At 64.5% G+C, this 15,140-nt stretch carries 13 protein-coding genes; 7 read left to right on the forward strand and 6 right to left on the reverse strand.

Annotation, left to right across the window (positions count from 1 at the left end; translation table 11 throughout):
- Positions 1-43 precede the first annotated feature (43 nt).
- The 3 genes from trhP to gdhA all read left to right on the forward strand — a co-directional run bounded on the left by trhP (position 44) and on the right by gdhA (position 4,568).
- Complete coding sequence (gene trhP / locus GCN75_RS20040) at positions 44-1,405, forward strand: prephenate-dependent tRNA uridine(34) hydroxylase TrhP (protein ID WP_152283978.1); 1,362 nt, start codon at positions 44-46, stop codon at positions 1,403-1,405.
- Between the two features lie 184 nt (positions 1,406-1,589).
- Positions 1,590-2,837 (forward strand): DUF819 family protein, encoded by a 1,248-nt coding sequence (locus GCN75_RS20045; protein ID WP_152283979.1) that lies wholly within the window; start codon positions 1,590-1,592, stop codon positions 2,835-2,837.
- A gap of 387 nt (positions 2,838-3,224) precedes the next feature.
- A complete protein-coding gene (gdhA, locus tag GCN75_RS20050) occupies positions 3,225-4,568 on the forward strand; it encodes an NADP-specific glutamate dehydrogenase (RefSeq protein WP_152283980.1) in 1,344 nt (447 codons plus the stop codon).
- Positions 4,569-4,628: 60 nt separating this feature from the next.
- On the opposite strand, the gene GCN75_RS20055 is transcribed toward gdhA, so the two are convergent.
- Positions 4,629-5,186, reverse strand: a complete 558-nt coding sequence (locus GCN75_RS20055) for a flavin reductase family protein (protein ID WP_152283981.1) — start codon at positions 5,184-5,186, stop codon at positions 4,629-4,631.
- Positions 5,187-5,365: 179 nt separating this feature from the next.
- Between GCN75_RS20055 and GCN75_RS20060 the strand changes: the two genes are divergently transcribed.
- Both GCN75_RS20060 and GCN75_RS20065 read left to right on the forward strand, forming a co-directional pair.
- Positions 5,366-5,995: a head GIN domain-containing protein gene (locus tag GCN75_RS20060; RefSeq protein ID WP_152283982.1), complete on the forward strand. Its 630-nt coding sequence runs from the start codon at positions 5,366-5,368 to the stop codon at positions 5,993-5,995.
- A gap of 43 nt (positions 5,996-6,038) precedes the next feature.
- Positions 6,039-6,836 (forward strand): enoyl-CoA hydratase, encoded by a 798-nt coding sequence (locus tag GCN75_RS20065; RefSeq protein ID WP_152283983.1) that lies wholly within the window; start codon positions 6,039-6,041, stop codon positions 6,834-6,836.
- 133 nt (positions 6,837-6,969) lie between these two features.
- On the opposite strand, the gene GCN75_RS20070 is transcribed toward GCN75_RS20065, so the two are convergent.
- From GCN75_RS20070 to GCN75_RS20090, 5 genes are all read right to left on the reverse strand, one after another.
- Entirely contained in the window at positions 6,970-7,707 is a 738-nt protein-coding gene (locus tag GCN75_RS20070) for an AIM24 family protein (RefSeq protein WP_152283984.1), read from the reverse strand.
- A 3-nt stretch (positions 7,708-7,710) separates the two neighbouring features.
- A complete protein-coding gene (locus tag GCN75_RS20075; protein WP_034784288.1) occupies positions 7,711-8,352 on the reverse strand; it encodes an AIM24 family protein in 642 nt (213 codons plus the stop codon).
- Between the two features lie 17 nt (positions 8,353-8,369).
- Positions 8,370-8,987 (reverse strand): AIM24 family protein, encoded by a 618-nt coding sequence (locus tag GCN75_RS20080; protein WP_226941483.1) that lies wholly within the window; start codon positions 8,985-8,987, stop codon positions 8,370-8,372.
- 156 nt (positions 8,988-9,143) lie between these two features.
- Positions 9,144-12,308: a S8 family serine peptidase gene (locus tag GCN75_RS20085; RefSeq protein WP_152283986.1), complete on the reverse strand. Its 3,165-nt coding sequence runs from the start codon at positions 12,306-12,308 to the stop codon at positions 9,144-9,146.
- 1 nt (position 12,309) lies between these two features.
- Complete coding sequence (locus GCN75_RS20090) at positions 12,310-13,125, reverse strand: NF038120 family PEP-CTERM protein (protein WP_193317577.1); 816 nt, start codon at positions 13,123-13,125, stop codon at positions 12,310-12,312.
- Between the two features lie 438 nt (positions 13,126-13,563).
- On the opposite strand from GCN75_RS20090, the gene GCN75_RS20095 reads away from it, so the two are divergent.
- Both GCN75_RS20095 and GCN75_RS20100 read left to right on the forward strand, forming a co-directional pair.
- The gene (locus tag GCN75_RS20095; RefSeq protein ID WP_193317578.1) at positions 13,564-14,472 is read left to right on the forward strand and encodes a histidine kinase; all 909 of its coding nucleotides are present in this window, start codon (positions 13,564-13,566) and stop codon (positions 14,470-14,472) included.
- Entirely contained in the window at positions 14,469-15,137 is a 669-nt protein-coding gene (locus GCN75_RS20100; protein ID WP_226941484.1) for a response regulator transcription factor, read from the forward strand. The genes GCN75_RS20095 and GCN75_RS20100 overlap by 4 nt, the downstream gene beginning before the upstream one ends.
- The last annotated feature ends 3 nt before the right edge of the window (positions 15,138-15,140 follow it).

Below are 15,140 nucleotides of genomic sequence, written 5' to 3' on the forward strand. Positions count from 1 at the left end.
GCGCGCGCCGCCCGCCTACAATCGCCGGCTTTGCCCATCCCCCATGCGCCACGCTCCCGAATTACTCCTGCCTGCCGGCTCGCTGGCCAAGATGCATGCCGCCTTCGACTATGGCGCCGACGCCGTCTACGCGGGCCAGCCCCGCTACAGTTTGCGCGTGCGCAATAACGATTTTTCGACCTTGCAAGCCTTGCAGGAGGGCATAGACGGTGCGCATGCGCGCGGCAAGCAATTCTTTGTTGCCAGCAATATCTTCGCCCACAACGCCAAGCTGAAAACGTATTTGCGCGACATGGAGCCGGTGATCGCCATGCGCCCGGACGCCCTGATCATGGCCGATCCGGGCCTGATCATGATGGTGCGCGACAAGTGGCCGGAGATCCCCGTGCACCTGTCCGTGCAGGCAAATGCCGTCAACTGGGCCGACGTGAAATTCTGGCACCGCATGGGCCTGACGCGCGTGATTTTGTCGCGCGAGCTGTCGCTCGACGAAATCGAGGAAATCCGCCAGCGCTGCCCGGAGATGGAACTGGAAGTGTTCGTCCACGGCGCCCTGTGCATCGCCTATTCGGGCCGCTGCCTGCTGTCCGGCTATTTCAACCACCGCGACCCGAACCAGGGCACGTGCACGAATTCCTGCCGCTGGGATTACAAGGTGAAAAACGCGGCGGAAGACGCCAGCGGCGACCTGGGCGGCATGCAGGTGGTGCCGCTGGCATTTCACCAGGCGCTGGCCGAGGCCGACAACAACGCGTTTTCCGCCCTGCACCAGCAGCCGCGCCACCCGCTGGCCGACCAGCCGTATCTGATTGAAGAAGCGCAGCGCCCGGGCCAGCTGATGCCGATACTCGAAGACGAGCACGGCACCTACATCATGAACTCGAAGGACTTGCGCGCCGTCGAGCACATCGAGCGCCTGGTCAAGATCGGCGTCGATTCGCTGAAGGTCGAGGGCCGCACCAAGTCGCTGTACTACGCGGCGCGCACGGCGCAAGTCTACCGCCAGGCCATCGATGACGCCGTCGCGGGCAGGCCCTTCGATATCAGCCTGCTGGGCCAGCTGCAAGGCCTGGCCAACCGCGGCTACACGGACGGTTTCTATCAGCGCCACCACACGCAGGCGCACCAGAACTACATGCGCGGCGCCTCCGAGGCGGACCGCAGCCAGTACGTGGGCGACGTGCTGGGCGTGACGGACGGCTGGGCCAGGGTGGAAGTGAAAAACCGCTTTGCCGTGGGCGACCGCATCGAAGCCGTGCATCCGGGCGGCAACCGCGACATCACCATCGCGCGCATGCTGGCCGACGACGGCAGCGAGATCCAGGTGGCGCCCGGCAGCGGCCACTTCGTGCGCATCGAACTCGACGGGGCGCTGGACAAGGCCTTGCTGGCCCGCTATTTGTAACCGCCAGTCTGGGGTGCACAGTGGTGAACCAGTATGTAAGTGTTTGATTTGACAAGAAAAAATTTGCACCCTGGCGCTCAAACAATTTGTTTAAGCCTCAACATTGCTATACGATACGGCCACCCTGCGCCCGGGGGCCGTATCGGCATCCCGTGCGTTCCTGACACGTTCACCGGAACCCCCGATGCCACCTGCCACTCCTGCCCTCATCACCAATGACGCCGTCGTCCTCGGCCTGCTCGCCATGACCCTGGGAGCCGTTTTCTGGACCGCTTCCCGCCCGGACGGCTTCTGGAAAAAGTTCTATACGTATATCCCGTCGCTGCTGATGTGCTATCTGATCCCGGCGCTGCTCAACACGTTTGGCATCATCGACGGCAGCACGTCGGGCCTGTACGCCGTGGCGCGCGACTATCTGCTGCCCAGCGCGCTGGTCCTGCTGTGCGTGGCCATCGATTTCGGCGGCATCATCCGCCTCGGCCCCAAGGCCATCATCATGTTTCTCACCGGGACGCTGGGCGTGATGCTGGGCGCCCTCGTCTCGTTCGAAGCCTTGCGTTTGATCCACCCGGAAACGGTGGCGGGCGACACATGGCGCGGCATGACGACTGTCGCCGGCTCGTGGATAGGCGGCGGCGCCAACCAGGCGGCCATGAAGGAAGTGTTTGACGTGGACGCCACCCTGTTTGGCCAGTTCGTCGCCGTCGATGTGCTGGTGGCCAACATCTGGACGGCCGTGCTGCTGTTCCTGGCCGGCCGCGCAGGCGCGTTCGACCGCTGGACGGGCGCGGACTTGTCCGCCATCAATGCGCTCAAGGACAGCATCGAAAGCTACCGCGCCCAGCACGCGCGTGTTGCCAGCCTGACGGACATCATGATCATCCTCGGCGTGGGCCTGGGCGTGACGGGCCTGTCGCATTTCCTGGCCGGCCCCATCATCAGCTGGATCACCACCTTGCCGGCCGTCTGGCGCTTGCAGGATTACAGCCTGACGTCGGCCTTCTTCTGGATCGTCGTGCTCGCCACCACGTTCGGCCTGCTGCTCAGTTTTACCCGGGCGCGCAGCCTGGAAGGCGCGGGGGCATCGACCATCGGTTCGGCCATGCTGTACGTGCTGGTGGCCACCATCGGCATGCACATGGACTTGAAAGCCCTGCTCGACAAGCCCTTTTTATTCCTGCTGGGCCTGATCTGGATCGCCGTCCATGGCGGCCTGATGCTGCTCGTCGCCAAGCTGATCCGCGCGCCCCTGTTCTTCATGGCCGTGGGATCGCAGGCGAACATCGGCGGCGCCGCCTCGGCGCCCGTCATCGCCAGCGCCTTCCACCCGGCCCTGGCGCCCGTGGGCGTGCTGCTGGCCGTGCTCGGCTATGCGCTGGGCACCTATGGCGCCTACATCACGGGATTGATATTGCGCAGCATGGCGGGATGATCAGGGTACTGGCGTGCGCCAGGCAAACTGCATGACACACGACAACGCCAGCCTTCGGGCTGGCGTTGTCGTTTCTGCGCGGAACATGGCGGCGACCGCTGTGTGCAAGCGCGCGCAGCGCGCCGGGGAAAGCTGGTGACCAGCGGTATCGCATCATGGCGATGCCACCGCGCCACGGCGTGGACCAGCCTTGCCGTGACGCGGTAACGACAGTGCCACTTGGTTGTTTTTCCTGGCAGACCAGTTGCCTTTCCAGCGACGGCAAAGCTTCGCCAGAAAATCCCCAAAATGTAGCAGAAACCCCTCAAAACCAAATTTCCGCACTATTTTCGTGCAAAATCTGCGATGATAGTTGCCCAAATAACCGATCACCTCCATGGAATTCTGATGAAATACGCATCTGCTCACGAGTATGTCCAGCATGTCGTCGCACGCAATCCAGGTCAACCCGAGTTTCTGCAAGCCGTCACCGAAGTCATGGAGAGCTTGTGGCCGTTCCTGGAACAGCACCCGAAATACGCGGAACAAGGCTTGCTGGAACGCTTGATCGAGCCAGAGCGCGTGGTGATGTTCCGCGTGTCGTGGGTCGATGACCATGGGCAAGTACAAGTGAACCGCGGCTACCGCATCCAGCACAGCATGGCCATCGGGCCGTACAAGGGCGGCATCCGCTTCCACCCGTCCGTGACCTTGTCCGTGCTGAAATTCCTCGCCTTCGAACAGACATTCAAGAATGCGCTGACGACCTTGCCCATGGGCGGCGGCAAGGGCGGCGCCGATTTCGATCCGAAGGGCAAGAGCCCGGGCGAAGTGATGCGTTTCTGCCAGGCCTTCGTGAGCGAACTGTTCCGTCATGTGGGTTCGGACACGGACGTGCCGGCCGGCGATATCGGCGTGGGCGGGCGCGAAGTGGGCTACATGGCCGGCATGATGAAAAAACTCAGCAACCGCGCCGACTGTGTCTTCACGGGCAAGGGCGCCAGCTTCGGCGGCTCGCTGATGCGTCCGGAAGCGACGGGCTACGGCACTGTGTATTTTGCCGAAGAAATGCTGAAAACGCGGGGCCGTTCGTTCGAAGGCATGCGCGTGTCCATTTCCGGCTCGGGCAACGTGGCGCAGTACGCGGTGGAAAAAGCCATGGCCATGGGCGCCAAAGTCATCACCGTCTCCGATTCCAGCGGCACCATCATCGACGAAGAGGGCTTTACGCCGGACAAGCTGGCCATCTTGATGGAGATCAAGAACCATCTGTATGGCAGGGTCAGCGACTACGCGGAACGCACGGGCGTGCGCTTCGCGGCGGGCGCCTCGCCATGGCATGTGCCCGTCGATATCGCCCTGCCCTGCGCCACGCAAAACGAACTGGACATCGACGATGCGCGCACCCTGATTGCCAATGGCGTGCAGTGCGTGGCCGAAGGCGCCAACATGCCCACCACCATCGAGGCGGCAAAGGCGTTCGAGGCGGCCGGTGTGCTGTATGCGCCGGGCAAGGCCAGCAATGCGGGCGGTGTGGCGACATCCGGCCTGGAAATGAGCCAGAACGCGGCCCGCATGTCGTGGCCCCGCGAAGAAGTCGATGCGCGTTTGCTGCAGATCATGCAAGGCATCCACGCCGCATGCAAGCAATACGGCACGCGCGCCGATGGTTCCGTCAGCTATGTGGATGGCGCCAATATCGCCGGCTTCGTGAAAGTGGCCGATGCGATGCTGGCGCAAGGGGTGATTTAACCCAATGACAAAATCTGGGGTCGGACCCTCAGGGTCCGACCCCAGCCCTTGCGTTTGGGGTTAACGCATTTCCGGTTTCATCAAACTCTTGCGGCTGATGGTGCGGCCCGACACCATGAACTCGCCGTTGCCCCGGTAGTGCAGGGTTTCGGGCAGCTTGGGCGAAGTGGCCACGTGGGCTTTCACGCACTCGAAAATGAAAAAGCCCCCTTTCGGATTGCCCGCCACCTGGGCCAGCTTGCATTCGAAGTTGGCATAGCACTCGGCAATCAGAGGCGCGCCCACCTGCTCGGCCGGCTGCGCCGTCAAGCCGAAGGCGGCGAACTTGTCCGTGTCTTCGCCGCTGCAGTTGCCGATGGCGACCACCTGGTCGACCATGTCGGCCGTGGGCAGGTTGATCACGCACTCCATGCTGCGCTTGATCATTTCATAGCTGTGGTTCGCGTCGGAAATGAAGCAGCCCAGCAACGATGGCGTAAATTCCATCAGCATGTGCCAGGCCATGGTCATGACGTCGCTCTCGCCCTTCCAGGTGGAACTGACCAGCACCACCGGCCCCGGTTCGAGGAAGCGGCGGATATCGGCGACGGGATAGTCTTCTTTGTGGTAATTTTTCATGCAGTCTCCAGGACGCGGTACGCCATAGCATAGCCGAACGGCAGCTTGCCGGGCGCGCGCCTGGCCGGCAGCGGCGCTGTCTCATCGATGCCGCGATTTGTGCAGTGCATCGCAACTTTCTCCCTTTTGCGAGAGCTTCCGCCCTAGAATACACTGATCAACTATTCAAGGAAACCGCCATGCGTCATCTGTTTCAGTTGTCCATCCTGTCCCTTGCCTGCCTCGCGAGCGTCGCGCATGCCGACGAGCAGGCGCGCACGGTGGGCGCCTTCAACGCCATCGACATCCGCGGCCCCATCAACATCGAAATCGAGTCGGGCAAAGAGCAGACCCTGCTGCTGCGCGGCGACCAGAAATTCCTCAGCGGCGTGATCACGGAAGTGGTCGACGGCGAGCTGAAAATTTCCATGAAGGACAAGGACATCAAGAAAACGGATGGCGATCCGCGGATCATCATCACCATGCCCACCTTGCGCAAGCTGATCGCGGAAGGCGCGGGCGAAAAGATCCTGACCAAGCTCAATGGCCCGCGGGTCGACATCAGCTACAAGGGCGCGGGACGCCTGGCCGCCGATGGCCAGGTCGACTGGCTGCGCCTGAAAGCGCAAGGCGTGGGCGAAGTCGATACGAAAGCCTTGCTGGCGAAAAACGTCGACGTCAATTTCGACGGCATCGGCTCCGTCAAGGTGTACTCCTCGGGCGAGCTGAACGCCGTGGTGCGCGGCATGGGCGAACTGACCTATTACGGCAAGCCGAAGATCGTGCACAAGTCGATCGCCGGCATCGGCAGCGTCAACGCCGCCAAATAAGCGTTGCTGACAAAAACAAGGCCATCAGGCCGCTGGAGACCGCATGACCGCAACACATGACACCGCAGCGCCGCTGGTGCTGCGCGAGGACGAGGGTGGCCTGGTCACCCTGAGGCTGAACCGTCCCCTGCAATTCAATGCCCTGTCGGAAGCCATGCTGGCGGCGCTGCAGGCTGAACTCGACCTCATCGCCGGGCAGCCGCACGTGCGCTGCGTGGTGCTGGCCGCCGAGGGCAAGGCCTTTTGCGCGGGCCACGACTTGCGCCAGATGCAGGCCACGCGCCAGCTTGCGTATTATCAAACCCTGTTTGCGCAATGTTCGCGCGTGATGCAAGCCATTCAAACCCTGCCCGTGCCCGTGATTGCCCGCGTACACGGCATCGCCACGGCGGCCGGCTGCCAACTGGTCGCCAGCTGCGACCTGGCCGTGGCGGGCGCGTCGGCACGCTTTGCCGTGTCCGGCATCAACGTGGGCCTGTTCTGCGCCACGCCGTCCGTGGCCCTCTCGCGCAATGTATCGACCAAGCGGGCCTTCGACATGCTGGTGACGGGCCGCTTCATCGATGCCGACACGGCCGCCGACTGGGGCTTGATCAATGAAACGGTGGCCGACGCGGCACTCGACGACGCCGTGGCGCGCCTGGCGCAGCAGATCATGGCGAAAAGCCCCACGGCCATCCGCTACGGCAAGCAGATGTTTTACAAACAGCGCCAGCTGCCGCTGGACGACGCGTATGCGTATGCGGGCGACGTGATGGCGCGCAACATGATGGAAGAGGATGCGGACGAAGGCGTCACCGCCTTCCTAGAGAAGCGGCCGCCCAGCTGGGCGCGGCCTTGAGCACCTGACCGAACCTACTGCGCGTCGGTATAGGCGGCCTGCGATGCTCACTGTACTTCAGTACAGTTGCGCCTCTCGGCCACCTCTCCCTTCCGCTCGCTACGGCTCTGTCAGGTACTCTTGAATGAGTAAGCTAACGAGTATCCTTCATCTGCTGCTGGACAGAAAGACTCAAGGTACCCAGGTCTTCCTTGCCCAGCAGGGGCAATTGCGCCAGCAGCTGGGCCAGGGCGGAGCTGCCCGTCACGTCCAGCTCGGACGACTGCACCAGCACCGTGCCGGCGCCCGTGAAATCGATCTGCTTTTCCTCGCCAGACAAACTGAAACCCGTGAGCGCGCCGGCGGCCGAGGCCCAGCCCTGCACGTGGGCATAGTCGTAGTGGTAGGACGGGCTGGGGCAGTCGGCCCAGCCCAGCACGGCCTGCTCGTCCACGCGGCACGGCAATTCGAGGAAATGCACGGGGCCGTTCGACGAGGCGATCACTTTACCCGTGCCTATCATGGTCAGATAGCCGGGCAGGGTCGATTCCTGGCAAATCACGTCCTTGGTAAAACCCAGCAGATTCTTCGCGCGGATGGTCATGTTGGCGTTGTCCAGGTCGTAGCACGCCAGGTCGTTGCCATTGTCGCCCAGGATCAATTGCCCCTGCCCTTGCGCCACGACAAAGTGGTGCACATACTTGGGGGCATTGAAGGCATTGCGCACGATCAGGTCGAGCACGCTGCTGCCCATGGCTTCGAAGCGCAGCTCGCCATAGAAGGCGATCATCTTGCCCTTGCGAATGAAGATCTGTTCCTTGACGTCGATGACATACGAAAAACGGTTCAGGTTATCGTTCTTCGGCAAGGTATCGGGGGTGTAAATCGTCATGGCTTACCTTTCGCTCGCTTGGATGTAGACCGTGCCCTGGCCCGTAAACTTCACCTGGTAGGACTCGCCCGATGCCTGGCCGACGAAGGTTTTCCAGTTCAGGTCCGTGACGATGGTCGAGCTCAATTGCCCCGTGTGGCCGATATACGCTTGCGGGTCCACGAACACGGGCACGTCCGGCGTGACGGGCAAGCCGATGGCGTTGCCGTCGGACAGGATTGCCACTTCGCCCGTGCCTTGCAAGGTGGTGGTAAACAAGCCCTGCCCCGAGGCCATGCCGCGCACCACGCCCTGCACGCCGCCCTGGTTACCGAGGAACATGGTGCCGGCCGTCAGGCGCGCATCGAAGGCCAGCAGGGAATCGCTTTCCACATAGAACGTTTCGCCGCGCACGGGGACGATGGTGACGAACAGGCCGCCCTGCGCGTAAAACACGCTGCCCGTGCCGCGCGCCGACATCAGGGCATAGCCCTCGTTCGTGACGGCGCGCATGGCCAGGCTTTGCACGCCCTGGCCGGCCAGGAAGGAGCGGCTGAACGCCACGTCGCCCTGGTAGGACACCATGGCGCCCTTGCGCGCGAAAACTTCTTCATTGCCGAGTTTAACCTCGAGCATCTTTTCATTGATCTGCTGATAGACAGGCATCGCGGGTCCTCGCTGACTTAACGTTCGGCGGGCTGGATGAACACCACGCCCTGGCCTGTGAATTTATGCTGGTACGATTCGCCCGAGCTCTGGCCGATCATGGTGCGCCAGTTGACGTCGAAGACGAATTCCTGGCGGATATCGCCCTTGAAGCCGACGAAGGCGTCCGGGTCCACGCGCAGCGGGTGCGCCGGCGTCACTTCCAGCATGATGAGGTTGCCGCGCGAAATGACGGCCAGGTTGCCGTGGCCTTCGACGGTGGTGGAAAACAGGCCCTGGCCCGAACTGGCGCCGCGCAAGCCGGCAAAGCTCGTGCCCGTCTTCAGGCTCGTGTCGTAGGCCAGCAGGCTGCTGCTTTCGATGGTCAGCTTTTCGCCCGTCAACGGGATAACGGTGATCTCGGCCGCATTCTGCGCGAAAAACACGGTGCCCGTGCCGGCGGCCTGCATCACCTGCATGCCTTCGTTCGTCACCTTGCGCTTGAGCGCGCCGAAGATCCCCTCGCCGCCGAGCAGGGATTTTTCAAATTTGATGCTGCCCGTATAGGCGACCATGGCGCCGGCAATGGCCAGCACTTTTTCATCCTGCAGGCGCACTTCCAGCAGGCGGTCGGTATTGGTGCGGAAACTGGTCACGCGCGACTCCCCAAGAATGCCAGGGCACAAAGCCATGGCTGTTCGACAAGATACCGGGGCGATGTGCGCCGCGCAAGCGCTATTCCTCCCGAACGGGGGGTGTCAAATAAAAAAGGCGTGCCCGGAGGCACGCCTTGCGCTCACACCTGCAGCGGATTACTCGGCCAGCACCGGCCTGGCGCCGCGCGCGTTCTGGAACAGCGGCACGGGATCATTGGTATTAACCTCGACCACCGTGACGCCCTGCACCACGCCAGCCACCTGGTAGCCGACGGCGCCCAGGTGGCGCTTGCCTTCGGCCAGGTTGGACCAGCTCAGCGAGACGGAAGCCGTGCCGCCCGTGAAGGCCGTGCCCGGCATCAGCGCCTTAAAGCTGCCGTTGGACAAGCCCGGCGCCAGCACCCACGACGACAAGGTGTAATCGGCCTGGCCGTTTTGCGGCGCGAATCCGATCACGCACACCTTGTAGGTGCCAGCGGCGGGCAGGCGCAGTTCCACTTGCTCATTGGAACTTTCGTTGCCGCTGCTGCCGACCAGCACATTGGCGGCGTTGTAGACCTCCATGTCCATGTCGGTATTCGCGCCGCCCGTCGTTTCCGCGTCGTACGTGGCGAAGCGCGCCGCCAGAGTACCGGCCGGTATCACCACGTTGTGCACGTTCACGCCCGTGGCGCCGCCGGCCTTGCAGGCGGCCGATGCGGCAGCGCCCGTCGATGCCTGGCCGATCGTGCGCGTTTCACGCACGGCTTCGACCAGACCCGACTTGACGCCGACCAGCGCACCCGAGAAGCCCGTGCCCAGGGTCAGCACCTTGCTGCCCGTGGCCGCTTCGCTGCTGACCAGCGGAATGGCGGCCAGCGAGGTGCCGCGCGCCGTCAGCGGGCTGCGCACCGTGTGCGTGCCATCGGTCCAGCTCAAGGCGCCGTACGTCCAGGTATTGGCCGGCGCCGTGGTGCGCGTCAGCTTGACCTGGTACTGGCCCTTGGCGCCCGGAGCCAGGTTCAGGCTGGTTGGCGTCACCGCCACCGTGTAGCCGGGCAGGCTGGCCGAGACGGTGTAGACGGCGCTGCCGGCGCCCACGTTCGTCACCGTGCGCGTCAGGGTTTGCGTGCCCAGCACATTGGCCGCCGTCAGCGACGCCAGGTTCAGGTTGTAGGCAGCGATGCTGCCGATGGCCTGGCACGTGGCGGCGCTGTAGACCTTCAGGTTCAGGCCGCACAGGAAGCGCGCATAGTCGATTTCCGACATGTCGTACACGAGGCCGGGATCGGCCGCGCTGTTCGGCGCGATGTGGCCGGCGCCCTGGCCCCACGGCAGCTGGCCCGAGTTCTTCGCCGTGGCATCCCACGACACGGAACCGTTCAAGCCGTCCGAATAGGTGCTGAAGGCCGTCGTCATCAGCGCCGACTTGATGGCCGCAGGCGACCAGTCCGGATGCTGCTGCTTGAGCAGTGCCGCCACGCCCGCCACGTGCGGGCTGGCCATCGAGGTGCCGGAATAGAAATCCCACTCGGCCGCCGGCGCCACGCCGCCCGCTGCCACGGCATCGCGCTGCGCCTGCGTCAGGTCGGCCGTCACACCGGCCAGCACGTTGGTGCCGGGCGCCGACAGGTCCGGTTTCAGGATGTTCGCGTTGGCCACGTTCGGGCCGCGCGACGAACGGTCGCTGACGATCGGCGCCAGCACCGTGGTGTCCGGTATCGTATGCACCTCGTCCAGCGCCGCCGTGCCGTCGGGCGTCGCCGCCATGAAAGCCTTCAGCGCGTCGCCCTGCGCCTGCGCCAGGTGCACGGTCGACAGCGCATGCGCCTGGTTGAGGATGGTGTTGGCGCCACCGGCCACGTTGGCGATGATCACGCCCGCCGCACCGGCCGTCTTGGCGTTCGCGCTCTTGTTGACCAGCACGTTGCCGCCACGGTCGCACACCAGCACCTTGCCCGCCACTTTCGCCGGGTCCAGGTAGGCCGACGTGGCATCGGCCACGCCGAAGCAGCGCAGCAGGTTGACATCCGTCGGCAGCACGCCGGCCAGGCCCGCGTCGCGCGCCTGGATCAGCGGCAGCGCCGGCGTCTTCGCATTGCTCGATGCGCCTTCCAGCTTCGTGCCGCTGCTGAGGATCACGTTGGCCGCGTACAGGCGGTTGTGGGTGGAATTGGCCACCGTCGCCAGCCAGGGGCTGATGTGCGACACGGGCGCCGGCACGTCCGGTGCGGGCGTGGCCGGGCCGGAATTGCCGCCGGACGTAGCCACGAAGACACCGGCGGCCGCCGCGCCGAGGAAGGCCACTTCCGTCGGTTCGTCGAAGGCGCCGCCGCCCGCGTTCGGGCCGATGGAGAAGTTGATGACGTTGACGCCATCCTTGACCGCCTGGTCGATGGCGGCCACGCTGTCGGCCGTGGCGCAACCGTTGCGGCCCGTCGAAGCAGCCGTCCAGCACACTTTATAGGCGGCGATGCGGGCGCGCGGCGCCATGCCCGAAGCCTTGCCCAGCGATACGCCGTTCGAGGTGGCCAGGGCGCCGTTGTTGCCGCCCGCCGTGGACGCCGTGTGCGTGCCATGGCCGCCGTGTCCCGTCAGGCCGGCGACGGAATCGCGCGGCGACAGGAATTCCGTCCAGTGCAGCGCTGACGTGGCGGCGCGGTAGTAGCGCGCGCCGATCAGCTTGTTGTTGCAATTCTCGGCGCCAAAGCCTTCGCCCGTCTGGCAAGTACCCTGCCAGCTGGCGGGCGGCGCGCCGTACACGACGTTGTTGCCGCTGTGGCTGGGCACGCCGTTCTCGTCGAGGCGGTCGGCAAAGGCCGTGTTCTCGGGCCAGATGCCGCTGTCGACGATGCCGATGATGATGTCTTCACCCGCGTGCGCCTTGCCGCCCAGCTGCTCCCAGATGCCGCCCGGCTTGTCCAGGCCCAGGAAGCTGGGCGTGTAGCTGGTGTCGAGCTGCAGGATGGAGTCGGCGCTGATGCTGGCCACGCCGCTGTTTTTCTTCAGGGCCCGCACTTCATCGTCCGTCAGCAAGGCGGAAAAGCCGTTGAAGACGACGCTGTACTGGTGCGTGATTTCGGCCGCGCTGACGGTGCCGGCCACGGCGGCCTGTTTGGTGTCGAGGTAGTTCAGGTAAGCCTGCACGTCGGCGGCGCCCACATTGATGCGCGCGCCCGGGGCGGGCTTGGTGGCGGCCAGACCGTCGACCTGGCCCGTATAGGTGGCGGCCGGCTTGTCGACCAGCTGCACGATGTAGGAGCGGCGTTCCTGAGCCTGGGCCGCTTGCGCCAGGCTGGCGGCCAGCAGGAGAATACCGAGCGAAACGGGACGTAATTTCATCTTACGCTCCTTGCACGGTGGAGGCGGCGAACTTGCCGGTGCGGCGGCGCGACAGCATGCCGATGGCGCCCAGGCCGGCCAGCATCAGCATGTAGGTCGACGGTTCCGGCACGGCGCTGATGTTGATATTGTCGAGCGCGAACTGGCCCTGGTTGAAGGCGGGGAAATCGAGGGAATTGCTGCACGCGCCCGTATCGTTGAAGATGCACGCATTGAAGGTCAGGCCCGTAAACGCATAGTTGCTGAAGCCCGCCAGCAGCGAAGCGCTCTGGAAATGGTAATTGCCGTCGCTGCCCTGGCCCGGAAACGCCAGCGAGGTGCTGATCACCTGGCCGTCGCTCAAGGTGCCGTTCAGCTGCAGCTGGCCCCAATTCTGGTTGGGCAAGCCGGACACGGGGGCGATGAAGGAATAATCGAAGCCGGCCAGGGTGAATGCCTGGCGGTCGGCGCGCGAGAAATTCACGCCGCCATCGTTGAGAATGGCCAGGTAATTGCCGGTGGCGCCCTGCGGGCAGGCGGCGATATCGCACGACGAGCCCACGCGGCCATTGAGGATGGCGCCCACGCCGCTGACGCCGCCGCCGGCCGCCGTGGTCGGATCGGCCAGGAACAGCAGGTTGTAGCTCGCCGTATTGAGCGTCTGGCCGCTTTCAAAGACATCGGGGCGCAAGTTGTCGAAAGTCAGGACACCAGCCATGGCCGGCGCCGAGGCCAGCACGGACAAGCCGGCCAGCGCGGCAAGGACGGTGGCGCGACCGCGGATAGCGGACGGATTGACGGTGGCGGGCGATACCCGCGCATGTGATAAACGATTCATTCTATTCCCTTGATTGTTGTGGATAGATAGGTCGGCAGGTCTGACGCCCGCTTTCAGCTTTTTCACAAAAGTGTCAACAAATATAGCAAATCGCATAAAACAAATATCATATTTTTAATATCATTTATTTATTTTTTATCTAGGTCCGCGAAACTTTGTTTTGTTTTATCTATGAAAGCTTGAGCAATCTCAACGTTACATCTGAACAACAATCCATCGCACTGCAGACGTGCGCGCCAGCGTGCGGGCGCAACTTCGGATAAGCTCGAAAACCGCGCCTGCCGCGCCCTCCTCTCCGTCACATCGCGGTACACCTGTTCCATCCTGGAACACTTGCCCGTCCCCCTGCGCAACGCATGACGCGTCCCGTCGCGCCACTGCGCCGATGGCATGAAGCTTGCACAACCAGAAGATCGACCATGCCCGGGGAGCAGCACCATGCAACACGACCAACTGGCCGCCAGCGGCCGCACAGGCACGCGCCCGGTCCGGCGCAACATCATGTGCTGCGCCCTGGCGCTGGCTTTTTTCCTGCTGGCCGCCAGGCTGGACCTGGCCGAACGGCTGACGCAGGCATTCGCGCGGCAGGAACACTTGCAGCTCGATGAACTGGTCCTGAGCCTGCTGGTGCTGGTACTGGCGCTGGCCGGCCTTGCCGTGCGGCGGGAACGCCAGGTGGCGTTGCTGCTGGCGCAGAACCGCGCCCTGACGCAGCGCCTGCTGCGCGCGCAGGAAGAGGAGCGCTGCGCGCTGGCGCGCGAACTGCACGATGAAGTGGGACAGGATTGCACGGCCATCCGCGCGGCCGCCAGCTACATCCTGCGCGCCGGCGCAAGCGACCAGGCAAACGTGCAGGCGTGCGCCGCCAGCATCGCCCGCTCCTCGGAAGCGCTGCATGCGATGGTGCGCACCATGCTGCGCCGGCTGCGCCCGCCCGTGCTCGACAGCCTGGGCCTGGAAGCGGCCCTGCAGGCGCTGTGCGACAGCTGGGCGCAGCAGCACGGCATCGCCTGCCATTTCACACCGCACGCCATCCCCATCGGCCTCGACGACAGCACCGCCACCGCCATCTACCGCCTGGTGCAGGAAGGCTTGACGAACGTGGCGCGCCACGCGGGGGCCGACCGTGCCACGGTGGAATTGCGCGCCGATGCGCACGGCTTGCTGCACCTGGCCATCGAAGACAATGGCCAGGGTTTGCGCCAGGACGCGCAGCAGGAATCCGGTTTCGGCATGCTGGGCATGCGCGAGCGCGTGGCGGGCTTGCGCGGCCATATCCGCTGGATCAGCGCGCTGGACAACGGCTTGCGCATCGAAGTGGCCCTGGCCGCCCGGTGCGCGGCATGAGCGCCATGAACGGCAACATGCGGCCGATCCGCGTGATGCTGGTGGACGACCATCCCGTGGTGCGCACGGGCTACCGCCGCCTGCTGGAACAGGGCGGCGACATCGCCGTCGTGGCCGAGGCGGGCAATGGCGAAACGGCGTATGGCTTGTACCAGGAGCAGGCGCCCGACGTCTGCGTGACGGATTTGTCCATGCCCGGCATCGGCGGCCTGGAATTGCTGCGCAAGCTGCTCGCGCGCGATGCGGCTGCCCGCGTGCTGGTATTCAGCATGCACGACACGCCGCAGCTGATCGCGCGCGCGTTTGACGGCGGCGCCTGCGGCTTCGTCAGCAAGCAAGCCGACCCGGAACACCTGGTCGACGCCGTGCGCGCCGCCCACGCGGGCCGGCGCTACCTGGACCCGCACAGCGCGCCCGGCGTGCTGCAGGGCGCAGCCAGCGCGGAAGCGCAGCGCTTGAGCAGCCTGAGCCAGCGTGAATTCGAAATCTTCCGCCTGCTGGCCGAAGGCCGCAGCGCCGCCGACTGCGCCCGCCTGCTGCACGTGAGCAGCAAGACGGTGGCCAACCACCAGACCTGCATCAAGGAAAAGCTCGACGTGCCCGGCCCCGCCGCCCTCGTCCACCTGGCGCTGCGCAACAGCATCATCGAGCAGCGCCAGCCCTGACCC

Source organism: Janthinobacterium violaceinigrum (assembly GCF_009208555.1).
Classification (GTDB): Bacteria; Pseudomonadota; Gammaproteobacteria; order Burkholderiales; family Burkholderiaceae_D; genus Janthinobacterium; species Janthinobacterium violaceinigrum.

Bases quoted from the DNA above. Each gene is read 5' to 3' on its own strand.
- GCN75_RS20070 (WP_152283984.1), bottom strand. From the start codon at position 7,707: ATGACGATTTACACCCCCGATACCTTGCCGAAGAACGATAACCTGAAC.
- GCN75_RS20065 (WP_152283983.1), top strand. From the start codon at position 6,039: ATGACCGCAACACATGACACCGCAGCGCCGCTGGTGCTGCGCGAGGAC.
- GCN75_RS20095 (WP_193317578.1), top strand. From the start codon at position 13,564: ATGCAACACGACCAACTGGCCGCCAGCGGCCGCACAGGCACGCGCCCG.
- GCN75_RS20055 (WP_152283981.1), bottom strand. From the start codon at position 5,186: ATGAAAAATTACCACAAAGAAGACTATCCCGTCGCCGATATCCGCCGC.
- trhP (WP_152283978.1), top strand. From the start codon at position 44: ATGCGCCACGCTCCCGAATTACTCCTGCCTGCCGGCTCGCTGGCCAAG.
- GCN75_RS20085 (WP_152283986.1), bottom strand. From the start codon at position 12,308: ATGAAATTACGTCCCGTTTCGCTCGGTATTCTCCTGCTGGCCGCCAGC.
- GCN75_RS20100 (WP_226941484.1), top strand. From the start codon at position 14,469: ATGAGCGCCATGAACGGCAACATGCGGCCGATCCGCGTGATGCTGGTG.
- GCN75_RS20045 (WP_152283979.1), top strand. From the start codon at position 1,590: ATGCCACCTGCCACTCCTGCCCTCATCACCAATGACGCCGTCGTCCTC.
- gdhA (WP_152283980.1), top strand. From the start codon at position 3,225: ATGAAATACGCATCTGCTCACGAGTATGTCCAGCATGTCGTCGCACGC.
- GCN75_RS20060 (WP_152283982.1), top strand. From the start codon at position 5,366: ATGCGTCATCTGTTTCAGTTGTCCATCCTGTCCCTTGCCTGCCTCGCG.
- GCN75_RS20075 (WP_034784288.1), bottom strand. From the start codon at position 8,352: ATGCCTGTCTATCAGCAGATCAATGAAAAGATGCTCGAGGTTAAACTC.
- GCN75_RS20090 (WP_193317577.1), bottom strand. From the start codon at position 13,125: ATGAATCGTTTATCACATGCGCGGGTATCGCCCGCCACCGTCAATCCG.